Consider the following 21,299-nt stretch of genomic DNA (forward strand, 5'->3'; position numbering starts at 1 on the left):
ACGGAAAGACCGCTCGGGGTGGTCACACGCCTGCGGGGCCCGGCGCGCCGTGCATGTACAGCGTCTGCCCAGAGCAGAAGCTCGACGCGTCGGAGGCGAAAAATAGTACGCCGTAACCGATTTCGTCAGGCTCCCCAAGCCGGCCGACCCCGTTTGTCATGGCGATTGCTTCAGGATCGAGCCCGTACCGCGCGGCGTCATCGGTCAGCGTCGCGGCACGCACAGCGCCCACCGCAATGGCGTTGACCCGGATACCTTTCTTGGCCCACGCGGCCGCCATCGACCCCGTCAGGTTATTCACCGCAGCCTTCGCCGCGGCGTACGGCGCGGCTTGCGGCATCGCGAGAAGACTCGCGCCGGAGGAGATGTTGACGATCACACCTTTGCCCTGGGCCATCATCGGCTTCGCCGCTGCTTTCGACAAGTGCCAGACCGCTTTGAAGTTGAGCGCCAACACATTCTCGAAGTCGTCGTCCGGCCATTTTAGGATCGATTTGGTTTCGGCGCCTCCCGCGCAGTTGATGAGGATGTCGAGTCGCCCAAAGTCCTCCAACGTCGTCTCGACGAGGCCCCGACATGCATCTGCTGTAGTTACATCCGTGGACACTGCCAGGGCCCGGCGGCCCATCGCCGTCACTTCCTTCGCGGTCGACTCGAGCGGATCTGGGCGGCGACCGGCCAACACGACATCGGCGCCGTGCTCGGCCAGGACCAGGGCGGCGCCACGCCCGATCCCGGTGCCCCCACCAGTAATGACAGCGACGCGGCCATCGAGTGAAAACCGACTGCTCATTGGGCTCCCTCACGTTACATGTTGCGTTGTACGATCGTATAGCAATGGACTACAGTCGTACAGCATGCGTGCGATGCGCATAGGCAGGAACCGCTGCGGAGGAGCAGATGTTGAGCGACTTGTATTACGACCCTTGGGACTTCGATATAGATCTCGATCCCTACCCCACGTACAAGCGCCTGCGTGACGAATGCCCGGTCTACTACAACGACCGCCACGACTTCTGGGGTGTCAGCCGCTACGCCGACGTGGACGCAGCGCTGAAGGACACCACGCGGCTCAGCTCAGCCAAAGGCGACATTCTTGAAGTCGTGATGACTGATCCAGTTATGCCTCCTGGCATCTTCATCAACGAAGATCCCCCGCTGCACACCATCCACCGCGCAATCGTGTCCCGCGCCTTCACACCCAAGAAGATGCGGGCCATCGAGGACAAGATTCGCGCCTTCTGTGTGGCCTGCCTGGACCCGTTGGTCGGCGGCGACCGGTTCGACTTTGTCGAGGACCTTGGCGCCGAGCTACCGATGCGCACGATCGGCATGCTCGCCGGGATTCCCGATGCCGAGCAGCCTGCGGTCCGGGAGCACGCCAACCAGGTGCTGCGCAATGAGCCCGGCAAACCAATGGCGATCAAGAAGGACCGTTACTTCACCGGCGAGATGTTCGGCGAGTACGTCGAATGGCGGGAGAAGAACCCGTCCGACGACTTGATCACCGAACTGCTCAACGTCGAATTCGAGGATGAACACCGTGTCACGCGAAAGCTCACCAAGCAGGAGCTGATCGTGTTCCTGGCCGTTGTTGCCGGCGCGGGCGTCGAGACCACTGGCCGGTTGTTTGGGTGGATGGGCAAGGTACTGGCCGAACATCCCGATCAACGCAAAGAATTGGCTCAGGACCACAGCCTGATTCCCACCGCGATCGAGGAACTGCTGCGCTTCGAACCGCCCGGTCCGCACGTGGCGCGCTACGTCACCACCGACGACGTGACCTTCCAGGACCAGGTGATTCCCTCAGGCAAGCCCCTGCTGATCATGCTGGCGTCCGCCAATCGCGACGAACGACACTTCGACGAGCCCGACAGGTTCAACATCCACCGAAAGCCCGGCGGGCATTTGACATTCGGGCGCGGAGCACACTTCTGCGTGGGCTCCCCCTTGGCGCGACTGGAAGGTCGCGTGGCACTCGAAGAGGTCCTCAAGCGATGGCCCGAATGGGAGATCAACATGGAAGGTGCGCGACGGTCGCGGACCTCCACTGTGCGCGGCTGGGACAGCATGCCGGCGGTCATCGCCTGACATGAGCATTCCGACCGGCAGGGTCGCCGTCGTCACGGGCGCCGCCCGCGGACAGGGGCGAAGCCATGCAATCGCATTGGCGTCCCTGGGTATGGACATCATCGCCATCGACCGCTGCGCGGACATCCCGTCCATTCCCTACCCGCTGGCGACGCCGGAAGAGTTCGAGGAGACGGCGACTCTAGTGCGCGCCGCCGGCAGCCGGATCAAGACAGTCACCGCCGATGTCCGCGATCTGTCCGCTTTGCGGGCTGGAATCGATTCAGGTGTAGCCGAGTTCGGCGACATCGACGTCATGATCGCCAATGCCGGTGTCGTGGGCATAGGCTTGACAGATCCGCTCGATACGACGGTATTCGACGATATCCTCGGCACGAACCTGCGAGGCGTGTGGCACACCATCGCCAGCACGGCGCCATCGATGATCCGCAAGGGCGGTGGCTCTATGGTGCTGATCAGTTCCATGCAGGGCCTGGTCGGGCGAGGCGGCGACGGAAGCGCGGCCACCTTCGCCTACGCCGCGTCGAAACACGGTGTCGTCGGGCTCATGCGATCGGCCGCCAACGCATACGCCCCGCACAACATTCGGGTCAACTCCGTCCATCCCACCGGCGTCGCCACCCCGATGATTTTCAACGAGCACATGGCAGGCGTGTTCGAGGCCGACCCCAATAGCAGCGCGATGGCGGGCAACCTGCTTCGTGTTCCGTTCGTCGAACCCGTCGATGTCACCAACGCCGTCCTGTACCTCATCAGCGATACCGCCCGCTACGTCACCGGTGTCACGTTGCCCGTCGACGCCGGCTTCGGGGTGATGTAGCGGCTTCAGTGGCCGTTGAGGATGAAATCAGCTGCGCGCCAGGCCATCGCCATCATCGGACCGTTGAGATTACCGGCGACCATGGTGGGTAGCACCGAACAGTCGACGACCCGCAGGCCATCGACGCCTCGGACTCTGAGCTGATTGTCGACGACGTCGTCGTCACTGGGGCCCATCGCGCAGCTGCCGGCAGCGTGGTAGCCGCAGTATCCTCCGTCGAAGGCGGCTTCAATCAACTCGTCATCACTACGGACTTCCGCGCCCGGGTATGTTTCGTGGCTGATGCGTTGCGCGATAGGAGATCGCTCGAAGATCGTCCGCATGGTGCGTAGCAGGTTGGCCGCCGTCTCCCGGTCATAATTGGTGGCCAGGTAGTTCGGGTTGATCCGTAATGCTGCGTCCGGGTCGCTGGAGGTAATCTCCAGTGAGCCTTCCGACGTAGGGCGCAGCACCATCCCGAGGCAGGACAGACCGGCCTGCCGCTCTATTTCGACCGGTTCGCCAGTGTTGTAGGGCGGAATAGTCCACGGGCCCATCATCAGTTGCCCGTCGGGACGGTCGGCACCCGGTTGGGACTTCACGAAAGCGACGATGTCGAAGGACGGCGCGGCGAGTGGGCCTTTGCGTGTTGTCAGATATCGAATCCCCGTCATCGCTTGTGCCAGGCTGCTTGAAAGTTGCTTGTTGTAACCCAGGTCTTCGTTGAGTTGAAGTCTCAGGGTGGCGCACCGGTGTTCGCGGAGCTTTCGGCCGACATTGCCTCGATCGAGGTACAGGTCAACCCCTGCTGCCGTGAGGACCTCGCGCGGTCCAATGCCGGAAAGCTGCAACAACTTCGGCGTATTGAGGCTACCCATGCTGAGGATGACTTCGCGGGTGGCGCGGAATGCTGCGGTCGTGCCTCGATGCGAGATCTCGACGCCGACCGCTCTACCGTGTTCGAAGACCACCCGCTGCACAGTGGCGTGGGTGCGCACGGTCAGGTTGGGCCGATCCACGACAGGCTTCAGGAACGCGGTAGCCGCACTGACTCGTCGGCCGTTCTTGATCGTTGAGGTGGCGTATCCGATACGTTCGTCGTCAGACTCGTTGATGTCTTGCACGCGGGCCAGACCGGTCGACACGCCGGCTTCGACCATCTCCTCGCTCAACGGGTCGGGATCGCGCGGCACCGAGATGTGGACGGCTCCACCGGCGCCTCGGGTAGGCGAGGCGCCGAACTCGTTGTCCTCAAATATCCGGAAGATGGGAAGCATCTCGTCCCATCCCCAGCCCTTGTTGCCGAGGCGTTCCAGAGTGTCCCAGTCGGCTCGGCTCCCGCGGTTGTAGATCATCCCGTTGATGGAGCTCGAACCGCCGAGGACCTTGCCTCGCATCCACCTCTCCGCGTGGGGATTCGGACCGAAGGGTGTGGTCTCATAGTGCCACATGTGCTTCTCGCTCTCGAAGAGCTTGCCCGAGCCCTTTGGAACCACGAACAGCGGATTGCGGTCACCTCCACCAGCTTCCAGCAGCAGGACTTTGACCCCGGCGTCTGCCGACAGCCGGTTGGCCAGGACGCAACCCGCCGAACCGGCGCCGGCAATGATGTAGTCGTAGGTCGTCATACGTTTCTGCCGTTCAGCGAATCTGACCGAGGCCGCCAGCCACGACCAGTGACTCGCCGGTGATGTAGCTGGCCTCGCCGCTGAGCATGAAGACGGTTGCATAGGCGATGTCCCACGCCGTTGCTTGGCGTCCCAACGGGAACTGGATCTGCGAGCGGGACTTCACGTGTGCGCTTCCGTATCGTCCGAGCGGAGTGTCGACGGGACCGGGGATCACATGGTTTGCGCGAATCCCCCGCGGGGCGCCCTCCAGCGCCACGTGGCGGCACACACCGAATAACGCCGCTTTGGAGGCGTCATAGGCGGGAAAGCGGGTGCCCGCCCGCAAGCTTGCTGCGGACCCGATGAACACCAGCGAGCCGCCGTCAGCCAGCACGGGCATGGCCGCCCGGGCGATCAGAAAATGCGACCGGACGTTGAGCGCGAAGAGGTCATCCCACAGTTCGGGGGTCGTCCCCGCAAGTCCCTGCCCAGAACCGAACCCAACGTTGGCAACGACGCCGTCGAGTCCGCCGAGTCCTTCGGCAGCTTCTGCGACGAGGCGTTCGCAGGCGGCAGCATCCCGGACGTCGGCGACCACCGACACTGCCTTCGTGCCTTCCTGCTTGCAGAGCAATGAAGTGCGCTCAGCGGCTTCTGCGTCGACGTCGACGCATGCAACGTCGGCACCCTCCCGCGCACACAGCACAGCGATGGCACGCCCGTTCCCGATCGGCGCGTCGGCGTCATCCGATGCCCTGGTTCCGGCACCGGCAACAACGATGCGCCGACCGACCAATCGCCCGCGACCGGGTGCGGTACCCAATGATTCGGGAGTGAGCGTCATAGCGAGCACCGTACCCCGCGCTGTACGACTGTACAACTATCCGACTCAGACGTACATTCGGTGGATGACGCAACCGGCCCGCTTGCATCCCTTGCACGTTGACGAGTGGGATGACGAAGCACTGGAAGCATTACGGCAGGCGTTTCCCGCGGGCGTCATCGATCACATGCGCGTGTCGGGCCAGGCCCCAAATGTCCTGGCGACCATGCTTCATCATCCGAGGCTCGCAGGACCGTTCACCACCTTCGGCAACGTCCTGCTGAGGAAGCCGGCGATCGGACACCGCAACCGAGAACTGATGCTGTTACGTGTCGCATGGCGGACCGGCGCACGCTACGAATGGGTGCACCACGTACGGCTCGCTTCGGACTACGAGATCACCGACGATGACATCAGCGCGATCGTCGACGGCACGGCATCTAAAAGCTGGACCGCTTGTGAACAAGACCTCGTCACTGCGACCGACGAGATGCTCGACTCCTATCGAATATCAGACGAAACCTGGCGAAGACTGGCACAGCACTTCAATGAGGAGCAGCTAGTCGAGATCCCATTCGTCGCCGGCACCTACACATGCCTCGCGATGGCATTCAACAGCTGGAATCTGCAAGTCGAGGAAAATGTTGACCTGCAGTCGATTCCGCTGCCGCCCGGCTGACGAAGGCCACCCCAGTTAGCCACGGCGGCCAGCGCGTTCGGCAAAGGCATCAAGTGCTGCAAGCACTTCGGGGGAACGCCACACTCGGTTGCGGATGGGGCGAAGCGAAGTCACAACAGAGCTAACTTCAGCTATGGGATCGAGTGAAGTTGGCGAGCAGTACCTGTCGGAGTTGGTGGCGCGGGTTGGAGAGCAACACCAACGGGTGACGGTCACCGTCCATGAGCCTCCTGCCGCGGTCCTTAGCTCTGCTGCAGTCCGGGCATTGAGTGAGGCTGATGCCGAGCTGGCCCGAGGCGAAGGCGTGAGTGAGGATGATCTTGCCGCTGCGATGCAGGCTCGTCGAGCCGGGAAGTGACCGATCAGCGCTACGAGTTGGTCGTCGCCCCGACCGTGCGACGGCAGTTGACGCAGACGCTGCCGGAGGCGGTGGCGTTCGCGGCTTATGAGTTCATCACCGGGCCGCTGCTGGACAACCCGCATCAGGTCGGTAGGGCGATTGCGGCCGCCGCTCGACGATCGTCACAGTGCCCGCCGGGGCACCTACCGCGTGATCTACCGCATTGACCATGAGTGCCGGCGCATCACGGTTGTGGGCGCCTTCAGCCGCGCCGACGCCTACGGCAAGCAGTGACGATCGGCCGGCGGCGAATACCTCGAATCGCATTGCCGCTTATTCGGCGTTAATGACCAAGAATCGACCGGAGTCAGCCGGTCGTGGCCACATCACCCGGAAGCAAAAACTGCCCTTTACCAGAACAAACAAGAACTTCTTCGGAACAGGCGGGAGCCCCCGATTCCAAATCCCGAGGCCGCAGGTTCGGTTCCTGGCCGGGGCGCAAACAGGAGCGGCCCTCCGAGGTCGCGGGGCCGCGGAACCCGTGCAACGTCACGTCGGTCACGCCGAGCAACTGCCCATCGGATTCTGGCTAAGTCGGCGGGCCGGGGCATCAGCTCCGACGAGTCGAGCGCCGTGACGATTCGGTCCGCTCGGAGGCCGGGTACAGCACCTGCGCAGAATCTTGCGCAGGGAAGTAAATTGCGCGCACTGGCGGCTACTTTCCCACCGATGGGACTGAACACGAACATGGCCGCGGCCCAGGACGGGGCAACCGCGATGGCTTTCATCTACGCTTGGTTGGCAAACCTAACGGCAAACTCAATTCAGGGGGTGTCACCCTGACCGCGCTCGAAGCCGATTTCGACCTGATGCAGTCGATCTACGACATCTCCGACGAGTTCTACGGCCTTTTCCTCGGACCCACCATGGGTTACACCTGCGGGTATTTCGAGCGCGCAGGCATGACAATCGACGAGGCCCAAAACGCCAAGTTCGACCTTGCGCTGTCCAAGCTGCGGCTGGAGCCCGGCATGACCCTGCTCGACGTGGGCTGTGGCTGGGGGGCCGGCATGCAGCGGGCCATCGAACGCTACGACGTCAACGTCATCGGCCTCACCCTGAGCCGCTCACAGCGGGACGCGGCGCAGGCCCGGCTGGCGCGCGTCCCGACCAAGCGCCGTTTCGAGGTGCGGCTGCAAGGTTGGGAGGACTTCGACGAGAAGGTCGACCGCATCATCTCCATCGGATCCATGGAGCACTACGGTCATCGGAAGTACGGCGCCTACTTCGAGAAGACGTACGATGCGCTGCCCGCCGACGGCGTCATGCTGCTGCACACCATCTGCGGCTTCCACCCGTATGAGATGCATCGTCGAGGCCTGGCGCTCACCTTCGAGATGTGCCGGTTCATCAAATTCATCGTGACCGAGATCTTTCCGGGCGGCCAGTTGCCGTCGGCTGATTTGATCGAAGAACACGTGGCCAAGACCGGATACACCTTGTCCCGCACCCACTCTCTGCAAGCGCATTACGTTCTGACGCTCGAAAGTTGGGCTGCCAACTTGGCGGCCAACCGCGACAGGGCGATCCAGGTGCAGTCGCAGGAGGTGTACGACCGATTCATGAAGTACCTGACCGGCTGTGCTGACCTGTTTCGCAACGGCTCGATCGACGTCAACCAGTTCACCCTCGAGAAATAGATTTCATCAAGGTCGTCCGCAGACCTGGCTAGCCCTCGACCGAACTGGCATCCCAATCAGCAGACTGTTTTTCTGCGCGTCAATCGGTCGTAGGCGGCGCCGTGGATCTTGGCAAACTGTAGCTTTGTGTTTAGCCCAGGCGTAGCTTGGGCATTGAGCCTGTCAAGGGGGTGGAGCTATGGCGATCCCACTGGCTGCCTGTGCGATCCGAGCAACCGTCGTCGGCACTGCCGCGGCCGTCGTCTGGGCGCCATCAACCGCCCCACCAACTCCACCACCCGTCGCCACGCATGCCATCGCGTTGACCGCGGCAGCGCTTCCGACCACCCCGTATGCGCCGTATGACGGTCCGTCGTTGTTCGACCTCATCGGACACGGCATCATCATTCCCAGCCTCGGCCAGGCACCCCCGACGCCACCACCCAACACACCGATCCCGAGCACGACCAACGCCAATCAGGCCGTCAAAAACATCTACCTCGCGGTCGAACCGTGGGTTCGCTATGGCTTCGAATTGGCCACCTACGCCGTGGGTTGGGTGCCCTACGTAGGCTGGCTGTCCGGTCAGATCATGATCTTCTACAACTTCGGCGAACGCATCGCCCGAAGCATCACATTCAACGTCGCCGACTGGTTGTTGGGCCCGGTGCCATTCCTGGAAGGTTTGACCAACGTGGCCCGCGACAGCTTCAATGCGTTGGTGCAGTTGGGAATCGATGAGTGGAACTTCTTCCTGCCGCCACTACCGCCACTCCCCCCGCTCCCGCTCGCTGCCCGGCAGGCCACCAAAGTGACCGCCAGCCAGATCGCCCAGCCAAGCTCCGCGCCGACAACAAAAGGCACCGGCCACAGCGCGCGCCAGACTGCTACGCCGTCGAGCCTCACCCCCGAACCAAAAAGCAGAGCCGCGGCGCCGGCAGACGCTGTAGCAGCCAATCCGCCTGCCGCACACAAGGTTCCCACCGTCAGCGGCAAGTCGGGTGACAGCTCGACGGGTCAGAGCGGACGCACCAAGTCGGCACCGTCGCAGCGTCAGGCACACGGAAGCGCGCAATCCAACAGGAGGTAATCAGTGGCCGGGATGGGCCTGCCGGGGTTGTGGCTGTTCCTGCTGTTGGTGGTTGCAGCGTCGATCGGGCTGGCGGTGGGAAGCATCTGGCTGGCCAACCGCAGCGGAGTGCCCGACCACGGCACTGGTTACAACGCCTCCCTGTCACCGTTCCTGACCACCGTGAGCCTGGTCTACGGTGCGCTACTGGGGTTCACCGTCGTCGTGGCCTGGGAGCAGTTCTCCTCAGCCGAGATGAACGTCACCAGCGAATCATCCACGCTGGCAACGATGTACCGCCAGACCGTGGGCATGCCGACCACCAGCCAAGCCAAGATGCGCCAACTGCTGCGCACCTACACGACAGCCGTACAGGATGAATGGGATCCGCGCACCCGCACCGACGCCGCCGCGACAGCCCGAGGCGCGATCACCGATATGTATCGCGTCCTGGGCACCCAGGGTCAGCCCGAGGCGGCGAACCCGCTCAGCGGAGATTTCCTCGGTCAACTCACCGTCCTGACGTCGCAGCGCAACACCCGGATCCTCGATGCCCGCCCACGGATCCCCGGCCTGCTGTGGACGGGGTTGCTCTTCGGCGGTCTTGTGGTGCTCGCACTACTGGGTTTCATCCGGATGGACAGCAAGCGCGGCCACATCCTGTTGTCCAGTGCCGTCGCCATCCTGCTCGGCCTGCTGCTCTTCGTCGTGTACTGGCTCGACCACCCCTTCGGCCACCAACTCGGTGTCACACCCGCGCCATTCCAGCACTCGCTGGAGGTCTTCGACGGGGTGGATCAAGCCAGCTAGCCCATCACCAGGACGCGCTCAACTGTCCGGCAGCTCAGCGAAGCGCTTCTTGACGTCGTTGTACCAGCCCATCGATTTGATCGGATGGCGCCACCGGCCCTTCATGTCCTCACGGGCGGGCACATGCGCGTCATCGCCCCCCTTCACCAGATCCTTGAGGTGCTGGTCCTGCGCCTTGATGATGTCGTCGGCGCTGTCACCGCGGTGCACGAATCCGCATGGTCCACCCAGGTCTTGGCAGGTCATGGTCTTCACGGGGCTTACTCCTCCTGTCGGTGTCACACCCGGCCGTCCGGGCGCGTCAAGATGTTGACGCACCCAACGACGAAAGTGTGACCGCCATGGTGAGGGAAGATCAGCTCCGCGACGGCTTCGAGGTCGAGCGCCCCCGGCTCCAGCGCATCGCCGGCCGGATCCTGGGCGACGCCGACGCAGCTCAGGACGTCGTTCAGCAAGCGTGGCTGCGTCTGCACGCGACCGACGAGCCGATCGACAACCTGGCGGGCTGGCTCACCACGGTGACCTCTCGGCTGTGCCTCGACCGGCTGCGAGCGCGCACACCGGTGCCGACGGAGTCGATCGAGTTGGACGCGACCGCACCGGACCCCGCCGACGACGTCGTGCTGGCCGACACCGTGGGCATCGCCTTGCAGGTGGTGCTCGACCGGCTGACGCCCGCCGAACGGGTGGCCTTCGTCTTACACGACAGCTTCGGCGTCGATTTTGACCTGATCGCCTCGATGCTCGACACGACCCCGGTTGCGGCCCGCAAGCTGGCCTCTCGGGCTCGGGGCAAGGTGCGCCCGGCGTCGCCCGAGGATGCGCTCGCCGACTGGGAGGTCGTCGACGCCTTCATGACCGCGGCTCGCGAGGGCGATTTCACGCGTCTGCTGCAGCTGCTCGCCCCCGACGTGACGGTCTCCGCCGACGCTGCCGCGGCCACGCTCGGTACGCCGGCCCATATGGAGGGCCGCGACGAGGTGGCCAACTTCTTCAATGGGGCGGCCGCGGCGGCGTTCCCGGTCTTCGTCGAGGACCGTCCGGGATCCGCGTGGATACACCGCGGCGAGGTCAAGGTCGCGTTTGACTTCACCATCGAGGACGGGAAGGTGCGCCGCCTCCAATTCCGCGCCGAGCCCGAGCTGCTGGCCGGGGTACGCCGCCGCGAGGGCGACCGCGTGCGGGGCTGATCCCAGAGTCGGAGCGCTGGCTTCCCGCCCGCGGCATGGGGCTGTTCCTCAGACTCCCCTGTTCGCTGCCGTGTACGCCCGCCAGCCGCCGAACTCGCTGATCTCACGCTGGCCCTCGACCAGCGCGGGCTCCCCGATCACGCCGAGTACCGTCGACCCGTCGTCGAGGTTCACCTTGCCGATCGACAACCCGGGTGGCTCGTTGAGCAGGATCCCGGCCAGACCGGCCGCGGGCACTTCCCACACCTCGACGGCCACCCCGACCCCAGAACCGTCGGTGACGCGGATCATCGCGGGATGCTCATCGTTGATCGTCCACAGCCGGTAGACCGGTTCGGTGACGGCCTCTTTTACGAACGTGGCTCCGGCAGCGGCCATATTCGGCGACAGCTTCAGCCCTCGCATGAGCGTTCCGTTGACGGCCAATAGCACTGCGGCACTCTCCTTTTCACCAGTTTCTCCTACCGCCGCGTCGCCGACGATCCGGGTGCCCGACGTCCCGGCCAAGATTGCCGGGATCTCTTCCGCGGCGCCGATGACGCCGACGGCGCCGGGCGTCGCGGCCACAAAATCCGCGACCGCCTGAACCTTGGGTTGCATCGACCCCGCGGCGAACTGGCCGGAGGCGATGTACTCGCGGGCCCGCTCCACAGTGATCGTGTCGAGCCACTGCTGCTGCGGCGTCCCGAACCCGATGGCCACTCGGGGCACACCCGTCGGGATCAGCAGCAGCTCGGCCCCCAACTCGTGGGCCAACAGACCAGAGGCGATGTCCTTGTCGACGACGGCCTCCACGCCGACAACCGTGCCATCGGCTTCGAGCGACACCGGGATGCCTCCACCGCCGGCCGCGACGACGATCGCCCCGTCGTCGAGCAGCCTCCGGATCACGTCGGCCTCCAGGATGGCGGTCGGTCTCGGCGAGGCCACCGTGCGCCGCCAGCCCCGACCGGAGTCCTCGGCGATGGTCCAGCCCAGAGCGTCCGCCAGAGCCCTGGCACGATCCGCGGTCAGGAAGGATCCGACCGGCTTGGTGGGGTTGTCGAAGGCCGGGTCGTCGAGACTGACCACCGAGTGGGTCACCACCGCCACCACCGGTCGCGTCAGACCCCGGCGCGCGAGCTCGTTGCGCAGAGCTTTGACGAACATGTAACCGATCGCGCCCTGGGTGTCGGCGACGGCATAGTCCACCGGAACCGGATCGACCTCGCCCTGGGCGAGCTCGGAGCGACGCAGGATGAACCCGACCTGTGGCCCGTTGCCATGGGAGACAACGAGTTTCCAGCCCTGCTCCACCATGTCGATCAGCGGACCGACCGTCCGGCTGACCGTGTCGTACTGCTGAGGAATGGAGTCGTGATCGGCGTCGGTGACCAAGGCATTGCCACCGAACGCGACGATCGCGGTGCTCACTTCTGCCTTTCGAGGTCCGACGCCAGCGCGGCCAGGGCCTCGTTGAAGCACTGCATCGGTGCGGTGGTGATGCCCGCGCCGATCTGCCCGACACCGGCCTGCCGGTGCGCGATGCCGGTGTTGATGATCGGCAGCACCCTGGAATCGGCGACCAGTCGGGCATCGATTCCGGCCGGCGTTCCGCCGAAGTTCAACGCAGGCAGCGTGAATGCGGGATTGGCACCCAGGGTGATGGACAGCATCCGGCGGCTGTTGGCGGTCGCGTCGGCCGGGGTGCCGCCGACGAACTGGACGATCGCCGGTGACGCTGCCATCGCGAAGCCGCCGAGCCCGTTGGTTTCGGTGATCGCCGAGTCGCCGAGGTCGGCGGCCGCATCGTCGACCGAGTAGCCGGGGAAGTACAGTCCGTCAACGGGATTGGCGGGTGCCTGAAACCATCGATCGCCGGTCCCGGACAGCTTGATGCCGAAGTTGACACCGTTGCGGGCCATCACCGTGACCATGCTGCTGCCCGGCACATCGGCCGCGGCGTCCGACATCGACTTGGCCGCCGCCATCGAGATGTTGAGGAAGAAGTGGTCATTGCCGGCGACGAACTCCAGTGCGCGACGCACCGCGTCGGAGGGTAGGTCGGCGTTGAGCAGCGACAGTGTCAGCCGTTTGAACAGCAGTCCGGATGCGGCGGCGTTGCGGTTGTGCAGTTCGTCGCCCATGTGCAGCGCCTGGGCCATCAGCGGTTTGAGGTCGGGATCGGCAAGACCGCGCACCGCGACCTGCATGGTGGCGAAGAAGTCACTGCCCAGCCACCGGAGCCGCTCGAGCACGTCGGGTGAGTTGGCACCGAACCGCAGAACCTTGCCGAGTCCCTCGTTGAGATTGCTGTACGCAAGGTTTCCGGCGGCGGTGTTCTCCACCACCCACACCGGCATCGACGGGCTGATGATCCCGGCCATCGGCCCCACCGCGCCGTGCTCGTGGCAGGGCGCCAGCTTCACCTCCCCACTGCCGGCAAGCTTTTCGGCGGCATCGAGATCGTCTGCCCAGCCTTCGTAGAGGATCGCACCGGCGATCGCACCGCGCTGCGGCCCGCACATGTCCATCCAGTCGATCGGTGGCCCGGAGTGCAGGATGCGCCGCTCTCCAGGACCGAGACCGGCAATCACGTCGCTGGCGCGAACCAGGTCGATCAGCCGGGGTTGCGCGGCCAGATAGCGATCGAAGGCGATGTTGTTGGCGGCCTCGATCCGCGGGTCGCCGATGAGGGTGGCCAGCGTCCAGCCCAGCGCGGGATCCGCACCCGCCGGCGGCGCCCAGGTGATGTTGGTGACCTGACCGCCGGCCGCGATGATGTTCGACGCGAAGCCTTGCAGTCCGATGTTGACGACGTTGAGATCTTGCTGGAGAAGCTGTTTCATCGATCCCCTCCCCTCGCGGCGATCACCGTCGCCGACCACAGGGCGGCCTCGGCGTTGCTCGACGCGACCAGCGCCCCGGCGGACTGGAGGCCGGCGACGGCGTTGGCTCGGTCCTGCGGGTCCAGTTCGGTGCCGCACACATAGCCGATGAACGCGACGGTGCTTCCCTCGGCGCGGGCCGAGGAGATGATCGGAATCAGTTCCTTCGTCGGGTCATCGGCTGAGCCGTAGCCGAGCACGACGTCGAACAGGACGACTGCCGTCGTCGGGTCGGCGATCTCGTCGCGGATGCGGGCGTCCTTTTGCGACGGGTCGATCATGGGATGCGGTTTGCCGCGGGTGAATTCGTCATCACCCATATCGACGATGGTGTGCTCCCGGCTCGTGCGGATGTCGGCGAGCGCGGTGTTGCCGGCCACCGGTGTGTTGGAGTGAGCGTGGACACCATGGGCCTGGTGCATCAGCTGCGCCTCGTAGCAGAAGGTTCCGCCGGAGAAGACGCCCCGCACGTATCGCTGGCTCGGCGCCATCGCGGCCGCGAGATCGCCAAGAGTCCGGCTCATTTCGGGTGGGACAGTGAAATCGCCGGGGTTCGGCTGCTCACCGCGGGCCAGTTCCGCGGCGATGTCCGCAGCCTGCGCCAGCGTTGCCGCGCCGTATACGCCGTCCCGGGCAACGGACGCGGGGTCGGCGCCGAGGAAGATGACGACGACGGGCTTCTCGCTATCTTCAGCCGCGGCAAGCACTTTCGCGGCCACCGCGGGCGCCGGCGGCTTGGACACCAGCACGATGACTGTGGTGGCCGGGTCGCTGTCGAGGGCGGAAAGGCCGTGCAGCATCGAGATGCCGCCGATCGCGTCGGCCAGGTCGTGTCCGCCGGTGCCCAATGCGTGCGACACTCCGGATCCGTTCTGGTGGATCCGGACGGTGACCTCTTGGGTGCCGGTGCCGGATGCGCCGACCACACCGATCGGGCCGCGCCGCACGACGTTGGCGAAGCCCAGCGGGACACCGTTGACGATCGCGGTGCCGCAGTCCGGCCCCATCACCATCAGGTCGTTGTCGCGCGCGTACTCCTTGAGCGCCAATTCGGCGTCCGCGCTGACATTGTCGCTGAACACCATGACGTCCAGGCCCAAGCGCAACGCCTTCATGGCTTCGGCGGCGGCGTAGTCGCCGGGCACCGAGATCAACGCGAGATTGAGCGCCGGGTCCTTGGCAACGGCCATCTGGATGCTGGTGATCGGTGCAGTGGCGCTCGGTTCGCCACCGTCACCGGGCGATGCCGACAGCAGCTTGTCGGCGACCGCGAGCGCCTCGTCGCAGGCCTCCTGGCTGCCCGATACCGCGACGATCAGATCATTGGCCCGAACGTCGAACTGACCCAGACCGGCTTGGGCGAGGTTGTCGACGTTGGTGGCTGAGGCCATCACCACCGAGGCCGCCTCGACGCCGGGGATCGACGTGACCCGCGCCGACACCGTCATCAAGGACACCGAGTCCTTGTAGAGGTTGGGATAGCGCCGCGAACCGGTGGGCATGCGTCAGGACGTCGCCGCGATGAACTCGTCGGCGTCGGAGACCCAGCCGAAAATGGCGCCCTGGGCCTTGATCATCTCGAGGGCCACCCGCTGGAACTCTGGGAAGTACGACGCCACGCAGTCGCGCAGGACCAGACATTCGTATCCGCGGTCGTTGGCTTCGCGGACGGTGGTGTGCACGCAGACCTCGGTGGTCACCCCGCAGACCACCAGGGTCTTGATGCCACGGTCGGCCAGGATCTGACCCAGGTCGGTGGCGTGGAAGCTGCCCTTGCCGGGCTTGTCGATCACCGGCTCACCGTCGATGGGATACAGCTGGTCGATAATGTCGTGTCCCTGCTCGCCGCGGACCAGGATGCGACCCATCGGACCGGGTTCACCGATGAAGGTCTTGCCGCCGCGGTGCAGCTTGGCCGGCGGACAGTCGGACAGATCGGGACGGTGCCCCTCCCGGGTGTGGATGACCAGCATGCCGATCTCGCGGGCCCGCGCCAGCACCCGCTCGATCGGTTCCACCGCGGCCAGCAGCAGCGAGGTGTCGTTGCCCAAGGCCTCCCCGAAACCGCCGGGCAGCACGAAGTCGCGTTGCATGTCGATGATCACCAGCGCGGCACTCGAGACGTCGAAGTCCAGCGCGAAGGGCTCCGCGTTGATCGTGACCACCTATGTTCCCCTTCCGCCGGACTGGCGGATTCATTGAAACGTAAACCGGCGGCCGATCGCGCGGGTGGAGATTTCCGCTGTGTAAACAATCTCCATCGACGTATCGCAAGTCGATCGCAAGTGCCCTGCAAGTGCGGCCGGCCATCGTCGTGGCATGAAAACACCGCAGCCCGAAACCGTCACTCCCCGCCAACCCCACGACCCCGAGCCCGAGTTGATCGGCATCACATTGGCTCACCGGGCGATGCTCACCGACGTCGGGCGCCTCGCCGCTGCGGTGACCGCGATCGGTGAAGGGCGGCAGCGCTGCTCGGCCCGGCGCGCTCAGGCGATCGCCCGCTACACTGATCTGCTCTGCGAGTCCATCCATCACCACCACACCGTCGAGGACACCGTGCTGTGGCCCGTGATCGACGCCTGCGCCGGAGACGTCGTCGACTTGACCGAACTGACCGACGACCATGCCGCCCTGGATCCGCGCTTGGAGATCATCGGCCACCGGGCGAACGCGTTCCGGGTCGCCGGCGATCGCCGCACCGCAGCCCTGCTGGGCGCCGAACTGGCCGATCTGCGCAATCTGCTCGCCGAGCACATCGCCGAAGAGGAGCGCGACATCTTTCCGGTGATCCGCCAGTACGTGTCGGTCGCCGATTGGCAGGTCGTCGAGAAGACCGCCCAGCGCACGGGTCGGCTGACGTTCGACGGGCCACGGACGGTGGCGGCGGCCACCGACGACGAACGCTCCGCCCTGGCAAAGGAAGTCAGTCCGGTTCTGCGACTGCTGTTGAGCGTATTGGCTTGGCGGCACCGCAAATTCGAGGACGAGGTGTTCAGCGGCTGATCCGGTCGACAAGCCGGGCCGCCTCAGCCGCCAGCCGAGTCCTCAGCGCGGTGGCGGCGGACCGGTACCGTCGGGCGTCGCTGTCGTTACCGGTCAATTCGGCGATCGCGGCCAGCGCGTCGTCAACCGCGCCGGTGAGCAGGCTGCCGTTGTCCAGCCCGGCCATCCGGCCCGAAAAGGGTTGCAGTTCCTCGGCGCACCGTGTCGCGGCCTCGGTATCACCGAGCGCGACGGCGGCGTGCGCGCGCAATGTCGTCATGGCCAGCCAGTAGTAGGACCGCTCGACGGGCTCTCGGCTGGACCAGATTTCGCGGGCTTCGGCCTCACGGCCGGCGCTCAGCAGCGACAGGACTGCGCCATCGGCGATCATCGTCGAGACATGCGTGTGCACGGCCAGCAGGTCGTCGGCCAGCGGCGCCAGATCACCGCGAGCCAGACCCGCGGTGAACCGGCCGACCAGACTCATCTGCGCGCCGTTGGCGGTGCCGCGCTCGACCAACTGGCGTGCGGCTGCAATGTAGCGGCGCTCACCGTCGTCGACGCGACCCGCCAGCACGGTGAGCTCAGCGGTGAACACTTCCAGCACGGTCAGCAGTGACGCGAGCTGGCCGGTACCCGCTCTAGCCACCGCGAGGTCGACGTGGTCAAGGGCCGCAACCAGATCCGAGCGGCCGGCCGCCGAGAGAAACGCCAACCAGTGGGCGACAGCTTGATAGTCGACGGCGGCCGATGCTTCTGCGACGGCCAGGAATTCGTTCGTCAGCTGCTCGCGCTCGCCGGCCAGATCGGGACCCAACGCCGCGTAGGCGCGAGCGTTGAGTGCCGCACACAACGTCCTTCCGTGCGCTTGCGGATCGCGTCCGTACAACTCGCGAGCCAGCGTGAGCGCATCGGCGCTCGCGGCCAACGCGGCATCGTGATCGGCGCCTTCGAGCTCGGCGAACAGCGTCGTGAGCAACCGCACCCGGACATCCGGTGACAGCTCGCCGCGGAGCACCCGCTGCAGCGGGCCGACGATGTCTTCGTCGGCGTCGTCACTGATACGAACCCGCCAGATCAACGGGGCATGCCATGCCGTCAGCAACTGTGCCGTGAGTTCGTTCGACCCATTGGCAAGGGGCAGCGCCTCTTTCAGCGCGTCGCGGGCATTGACGACGTCGCCGACGCGAGCCGAGGCGGCCACCCACCCGCAGTAGGCCTCGACGGTCCGTTCGACGTCGGGCGGCCCGGCCTCAGCGCGATTGGCCAGCGCCAGCATGCGGACCGCGGCCTGCCATTGCCGGACCGCTTCGACCGGTGCGCCGACGCCGTCGGCCTCGCGGCCGGCGGCCATCGCCAGTTCGGCGGCGGCGGCCGCGGTTGCCGGTGTCGCCGCCGCGACGGCGTGATAGGCCAGCGCCGATGGATCCGCCGTCCGGCCCGCGGCCAACAGCGAATTCAGGGCGGCGCCGTGCAGACGGGACCGGCGCAGCACGGAGGTGTCGTCGTACAACGTGTCCCGCACCAGCGCATGCGCGAACCGGACCCGGCCAGGGCCCGGTTCCTCGAGCAGACCGATCAGCACCGCGGGTTCCAGCGCGTCGAGGACGTCGTCGGGGTCGTGTTGCCCGAGTTCAGCAAGCAGCTCGATGTCGACTTCCCGGCCGAGCACGGCCGCCTGGCGAAGCGCGGTCACTGTTGCACCGGGTAGGCGAACAATCCTGCGGCGCAACACATCTGCCACGCCCGCCGGTACTGCGACCCGCGCGGTGTCCAATCCCTCGGACATCATCAGGCGCGCCAGTTCGCGTACGAACAGTGGGTTGCCGCCGGTGCGATCGTGAAGCAGCCGCGATTCTTGCTCGGTGAGAGCGGTCAGGCCGCAGTCGGCGGCCAGTGCGGTCGTCGCATCTTCGTCCAAGCCACCGACGTTGAGGTGCGCGACGGTCCGCACCGCGAGCGCCGCGCGAGCCGCTTCCAGCTCGGTGCCCGATTCCGACGGCCGGTAGGTGGCGACGACGAGGACCGGCTGGTCCTGCAATTCGTGGACGACCAATCGCAGCAGCTCCAGGGTGAGGCCGTCGGTGCGGTGCAGATCGTCCAGGAGTATCGCGACCGGCTGGGCGCTGGCCGACCGGCCGATCACATCGGCGACGGCGTGCGCTGTCCAGAACGTACTTTGGGCATCGTCGGCGGCTTCGGTCTCGTGCAGCAGCGGCGCGAGCGCGCGGACGTGGCGCGGGTCGGTGGCGGCGAAGGAATTGCTGAAGTGCCGCAGCACTTCGGTCCACGCCCACCCCGGCGGGGCACCGTCGACCTCCGGGCACCTCCCCGCCGCGACGGTCCAGCCCGCGGCGCGCAACCGTAACGCCGCGGCGCCGGTCACCGTCGTCTTCCCGGCGCCCGCCTCGCCACTGATCCACACCAGCCGGCTGCCCCCGCGGCGCGCATCTCCGGCCGCATCGTCGATGGCCGCAAGTTCGCGGGAACGGCCATGCGGTGCCGGGTGTTCGGCGACGGTCGCTACCTGGGCGGGCGCCTGCGGCAGCGGCAACACCCCCTGCTGATCATCGTCGAGATGTGCGGCGTGGCTGAGGATGTCGTGCTCCAGCTCGCGCAGGGCCCGCCCCGGTTCGAGCCCCAGTTCGTCGGCGAGGTGAATACGCGTGTCGCGTAACACCGCCAGGGCGGCCGCCTGACGACCCGCCCGGTACAACGCGGTTGCCAAAACGGCGGCGGCGCCCTCCCTGGTGGGATGTTCGCGGGCGACGCGTTCCAGCTCGCCGATGACGGCGCTGTGCCGGCCCAGCGCCAGCTCGGACGAGGCTCGCAACTCGACAGCCGCGAGCCGTAGTTCGGCCAGGCGGGCGATCTCGGCGATGGCCCATGCGGCATCGGACACCTCGGCGTACGGCTCACCGGCCCACCGCTGGAGGGCCGCGGTGAGCAGTTCGACCCGCCGCAGCGGGTCGGGCTCGGCGTGGGCCGACCGAACCTGATCGCCGAACCACCACGCGTCCACCGCATCGATGGGCAGCACCAGCCGGTAGCCGGGCGCGGCGCTGACGATGACCCGGGCCGGGGCACGCCGCTCCCGGCCGGGTTCGAGCACCCGCCGAAGATGCGACACGTAGGCCTGCAGGGCAGACAGCGCTTTCGGCGGAGGCTCACCATGCCACAGGTCGTCGATGAGCCGGTCGACCGACACCACCTGGCCCTCGGCAAGGACCAGCCGCGCCAGCAGGGAACGCTGCCGCGGTCCGCCGACGTCAACCGGCGACGAACCGAGCCAGGCCCGGACGGGCCCCAAGACGGCTACCCGAACAGGTTGCTGATGCGGTGCCGCCATGATGATCAGACCCTAACTGCTAGCCTCCCGACGATGGAGACTCGGAATGTCTGACCTGGTTCTTTACGAAGTGCGCGAGCGCGTCGCGCTGATCACCGTCAACGATCCCGACCGGCGTAATGCGGTCACCGACGCCATGTCCCAGCAATTGCGCGATGCGGTCGAGGCTGCCGAGGCCGAGGCCCATGCCGTAGTGATCACCGGCGCGGGCAAGGCGTTTTGCGCGGGCGCGGATCTGTCTGCCCTCGGCGCGGCGGCCAAGGAAGGGCTCGAGCGCATCTACGCCGGGTTCATGGCCGTCGGCCGCTGCACCCTGCCGACCGTCGCGGCGGTGAACGGCGCCGCCGTCGGCGCCGGGCTGAATCTGGCCCTGGCCGCCGATGTCCGTATCGCCGGGCCGCACGCATTGTTCGATCCGCGCTTCCAGAAGCTCGGCATCCATCCCGGCGGCGGCGCCACCTGGATGCTGCAACGTGCGGTCGGCCCGCAGGTCGCCCGCGCCGCGCTGCTGTTCGGTATGCGTTTCGACGCCGAGGCCGCCGTCCGGCACGGCCTCGCACTGACCGTCGCCGACGATCCCGTCGCCGCCGCGCTCGAACTGTCCGCCGGCCCCGCGGCCGCCCCGCGCGAGGTCGTCCTCTCCACGAAGGCGTCCATGCGCGCCACCGCCATCCCCGGCTTCGTGGACACCGACCACCACGAGGCGGCCAAGGACATCGAACTCGACCCGCAGGCCACCTCGATCGAGTCGCCGGAGTTCAAGGCCCGACTGGCCGCTGCGCAGCGCCGCTGACATAGACCGATGCAGTCGGCGGCAATGCCCGCGGACGCAGATGCGGTCTTGGTAAGCGCGAGCCGACACCGGCACGCGACGCTTGCTCGACATGCGCTGTGAGCGCACCTAACTGGCGCTGGACGAGCTGTGCGAAGGCTCGACATGTGTCGCCCGTCGTAGGATCCAGCAACTCGGGATTGACTAGGTGCGGAAGTTCGCCACGGTCGCGTCTG

At 66.2% G+C, this 21,299-nt stretch carries 20 protein-coding genes; 11 read left to right on the forward strand and 9 right to left on the reverse strand.

Translation table 11 applies throughout. From position 1 onward, the window contains the following. Positions 1-22 precede the first annotated feature (22 nt). Complete coding sequence (locus tag AB431_RS20940; protein WP_047331547.1) at positions 23-793, reverse strand: SDR family NAD(P)-dependent oxidoreductase; 771 nt, start codon at positions 791-793, stop codon at positions 23-25. A 110-nt stretch (positions 794-903) separates the two neighbouring features. Between AB431_RS20940 and AB431_RS20945 the strand changes: the two genes are divergently transcribed. Beyond that, positions 904-2,091 carry a cytochrome P450 gene (locus AB431_RS20945; protein ID WP_047333655.1) on the forward strand — a complete coding sequence of 396 codons (1,188 nt, stop codon included), beginning with the start codon at positions 904-906 and terminating at the stop codon, positions 2,089-2,091. A 1-nt stretch (position 2,092) separates the two neighbouring features. Then, positions 2,093-2,911, forward strand: coding sequence for a mycofactocin-coupled SDR family oxidoreductase (locus AB431_RS20950; protein ID WP_047331548.1), 819 nt, complete (start codon positions 2,093-2,095; stop codon positions 2,909-2,911). Positions 2,912-2,916: 5 nt separating this feature from the next. Here AB431_RS20950 and AB431_RS20955 read toward each other — a convergent pair whose 3' ends face one another. Together AB431_RS20955 and AB431_RS20960 are read right to left on the reverse strand one after the other, a co-directional pair. Next, positions 2,917-4,518 carry a GMC family oxidoreductase gene (locus AB431_RS20955; RefSeq protein ID WP_047331549.1) on the reverse strand — a complete coding sequence of 534 codons (1,602 nt, stop codon included), beginning with the start codon at positions 4,516-4,518 and terminating at the stop codon, positions 2,917-2,919. A 13-nt stretch (positions 4,519-4,531) separates the two neighbouring features. Then, on the reverse strand, positions 4,532-5,344 hold the full coding sequence (locus tag AB431_RS20960; RefSeq protein WP_047331550.1) for an SDR family NAD(P)-dependent oxidoreductase: 813 nt from the start codon (positions 5,342-5,344) through the stop codon (positions 4,532-4,534). Between the two features lie 64 nt (positions 5,345-5,408). Between AB431_RS20960 and AB431_RS20965 the strand changes: the two genes are divergently transcribed. From AB431_RS20965 to AB431_RS20985, 6 genes are all read left to right on the forward strand, one after another. After that, positions 5,409-6,002: a carboxymuconolactone decarboxylase family protein gene (locus tag AB431_RS20965; protein WP_052960353.1), complete on the forward strand. Its 594-nt coding sequence runs from the start codon at positions 5,409-5,411 to the stop codon at positions 6,000-6,002. Between the two features lie 133 nt (positions 6,003-6,135). After that, positions 6,136-6,360, forward strand: a complete 225-nt coding sequence (locus AB431_RS30545; RefSeq protein WP_144418329.1) for a type II toxin-antitoxin system prevent-host-death family antitoxin — start codon at positions 6,136-6,138, stop codon at positions 6,358-6,360. Continuing rightward, positions 6,357-6,569, forward strand: a complete 213-nt coding sequence (locus AB431_RS20970; protein WP_369802931.1) for a hypothetical protein — start codon at positions 6,357-6,359, stop codon at positions 6,567-6,569. The genes AB431_RS30545 and AB431_RS20970 overlap by 4 nt, the downstream gene beginning before the upstream one ends. A gap of 612 nt (positions 6,570-7,181) precedes the next feature. Further along, the gene (locus AB431_RS20975; protein WP_047333657.1) at positions 7,182-8,042 is read left to right on the forward strand and encodes a cyclopropane mycolic acid synthase family methyltransferase; all 861 of its coding nucleotides are present in this window, start codon (positions 7,182-7,184) and stop codon (positions 8,040-8,042) included. A 178-nt stretch (positions 8,043-8,220) separates the two neighbouring features. Further along, positions 8,221-9,111 (forward strand): hypothetical protein, encoded by an 891-nt coding sequence (locus AB431_RS29640; RefSeq protein WP_052960354.1) that lies wholly within the window; start codon positions 8,221-8,223, stop codon positions 9,109-9,111. A gap of 3 nt (positions 9,112-9,114) precedes the next feature. Then, positions 9,115-9,900: a DUF4239 domain-containing protein gene (locus tag AB431_RS20985; protein ID WP_047331551.1), complete on the forward strand. Its 786-nt coding sequence runs from the start codon at positions 9,115-9,117 to the stop codon at positions 9,898-9,900. 18 nt (positions 9,901-9,918) lie between these two features. Here the strand turns inward: AB431_RS20985 and AB431_RS20990 are convergent, their stop codons facing one another. Then, complete coding sequence (locus AB431_RS20990; RefSeq protein WP_235435951.1) at positions 9,919-10,146, reverse strand: hypothetical protein; 228 nt, start codon at positions 10,144-10,146, stop codon at positions 9,919-9,921. Between the two features lie 95 nt (positions 10,147-10,241). Here AB431_RS20990 and AB431_RS20995 point away from each other — a divergent pair, with 95 nt between their 5' ends. Next, positions 10,242-11,090: a sigma factor gene (locus AB431_RS20995; protein WP_047333659.1), complete on the forward strand. Its 849-nt coding sequence runs from the start codon at positions 10,242-10,244 to the stop codon at positions 11,088-11,090. Between the two features lie 48 nt (positions 11,091-11,138). On the opposite strand, the gene AB431_RS21000 is transcribed toward AB431_RS20995, so the two are convergent. From AB431_RS21000 to AB431_RS21015, 4 genes are read right to left on the reverse strand one after another with little or no spacing between them, the layout of a single operon-like run. Next, a complete protein-coding gene (locus AB431_RS21000) occupies positions 11,139-12,503 on the reverse strand; it encodes a carbamate kinase (RefSeq protein ID WP_082135758.1) in 1,365 nt (454 codons plus the stop codon). After that, on the reverse strand, positions 12,500-13,918 hold the full coding sequence (locus AB431_RS21005; RefSeq protein WP_047331553.1) for a DUF1116 domain-containing protein: 1,419 nt from the start codon (positions 13,916-13,918) through the stop codon (positions 12,500-12,502). The genes AB431_RS21000 and AB431_RS21005 overlap by 4 nt, the downstream gene beginning before the upstream one ends. Next, complete coding sequence (fdrA, locus tag AB431_RS21010; protein ID WP_047331554.1) at positions 13,915-15,459, reverse strand: acyl-CoA synthetase FdrA; 1,545 nt, start codon at positions 15,457-15,459, stop codon at positions 13,915-13,917. Before fdrA ends, AB431_RS21005 begins: the two co-directional genes overlap by 4 nt. Before the next feature lie 3 nt (positions 15,460-15,462). Beyond that, the gene (locus AB431_RS21015) at positions 15,463-16,122 is read right to left on the reverse strand and encodes a cysteine hydrolase family protein (RefSeq protein WP_047331555.1); all 660 of its coding nucleotides are present in this window, start codon (positions 16,120-16,122) and stop codon (positions 15,463-15,465) included. Between the two features lie 154 nt (positions 16,123-16,276). Here AB431_RS21015 and AB431_RS21020 point away from each other — a divergent pair, with 154 nt between their 5' ends. Next, the gene (locus AB431_RS21020) at positions 16,277-16,963 is read left to right on the forward strand and encodes a hemerythrin domain-containing protein (protein WP_047331556.1); all 687 of its coding nucleotides are present in this window, start codon (positions 16,277-16,279) and stop codon (positions 16,961-16,963) included. Here AB431_RS21020 and AB431_RS21025 read toward each other — a convergent pair. Further along, positions 16,953-20,291 carry a BTAD domain-containing putative transcriptional regulator gene (locus AB431_RS21025; protein WP_047331557.1) on the reverse strand — a complete coding sequence of 1,113 codons (3,339 nt, stop codon included), beginning with the start codon at positions 20,289-20,291 and terminating at the stop codon, positions 16,953-16,955. The two genes, AB431_RS21020 and AB431_RS21025, sit on opposite strands and share 11 nt — an antisense overlap. Positions 20,292-20,337: 46 nt before the next feature. Here AB431_RS21025 and AB431_RS21030 point away from each other — a divergent pair, with 46 nt between their 5' ends. Further along, the gene (locus tag AB431_RS21030; protein ID WP_047331558.1) at positions 20,338-21,084 is read left to right on the forward strand and encodes an enoyl-CoA hydratase; all 747 of its coding nucleotides are present in this window, start codon (positions 20,338-20,340) and stop codon (positions 21,082-21,084) included. The last annotated feature ends 215 nt before the right edge of the window (positions 21,085-21,299 follow it).

Source organism: Mycobacterium sp. EPa45, assembly GCF_001021385.1.
Classification (GTDB): domain Bacteria; phylum Actinomycetota; class Actinomycetes; order Mycobacteriales; family Mycobacteriaceae; genus Mycobacterium.

Bases quoted from the DNA above. Each gene is read 5' to 3' on its own strand.
- AB431_RS20940 (WP_047331547.1), bottom strand. From the start codon at position 793: ATGAGCAGTCGGTTTTCACTCGATGGCCGCGTCGCTGTCATTACTGGT.
- AB431_RS30545 (WP_144418329.1), top strand. From the start codon at position 6,136: ATGGGATCGAGTGAAGTTGGCGAGCAGTACCTGTCGGAGTTGGTGGCG.
- AB431_RS21020 (WP_047331556.1), top strand. From the start codon at position 16,277: ATGAAAACACCGCAGCCCGAAACCGTCACTCCCCGCCAACCCCACGAC.
- AB431_RS20990 (WP_235435951.1), bottom strand. From the start codon at position 10,146: ATGACCTGCCAAGACCTGGGTGGACCATGCGGATTCGTGCACCGCGGT.
- AB431_RS21025 (WP_047331557.1), bottom strand. From the start codon at position 20,291: ATGGCGGCACCGCATCAGCAACCTGTTCGGGTAGCCGTCTTGGGGCCC.
- AB431_RS20955 (WP_047331549.1), bottom strand. From the start codon at position 4,518: ATGACGACCTACGACTACATCATTGCCGGCGCCGGTTCGGCGGGTTGC.
- AB431_RS21005 (WP_047331553.1), bottom strand. From the start codon at position 13,918: ATGAAACAGCTTCTCCAGCAAGATCTCAACGTCGTCAACATCGGACTG.
- AB431_RS20965 (WP_052960353.1), top strand. From the start codon at position 5,409: ATGACGCAACCGGCCCGCTTGCATCCCTTGCACGTTGACGAGTGGGAT.
- AB431_RS20995 (WP_047333659.1), top strand. From the start codon at position 10,242: ATGGTGAGGGAAGATCAGCTCCGCGACGGCTTCGAGGTCGAGCGCCCC.
- AB431_RS20950 (WP_047331548.1), top strand. From the start codon at position 2,093: ATGAGCATTCCGACCGGCAGGGTCGCCGTCGTCACGGGCGCCGCCCGC.
- AB431_RS21030 (WP_047331558.1), top strand. From the start codon at position 20,338: ATGTCTGACCTGGTTCTTTACGAAGTGCGCGAGCGCGTCGCGCTGATC.
- fdrA (WP_047331554.1), bottom strand. From the start codon at position 15,459: ATGCCCACCGGTTCGCGGCGCTATCCCAACCTCTACAAGGACTCGGTG.
- AB431_RS29640 (WP_052960354.1), top strand. From the start codon at position 8,221: ATGGCGATCCCACTGGCTGCCTGTGCGATCCGAGCAACCGTCGTCGGC.
- AB431_RS20960 (WP_047331550.1), bottom strand. From the start codon at position 5,344: ATGACGCTCACTCCCGAATCATTGGGTACCGCACCCGGTCGCGGGCGA.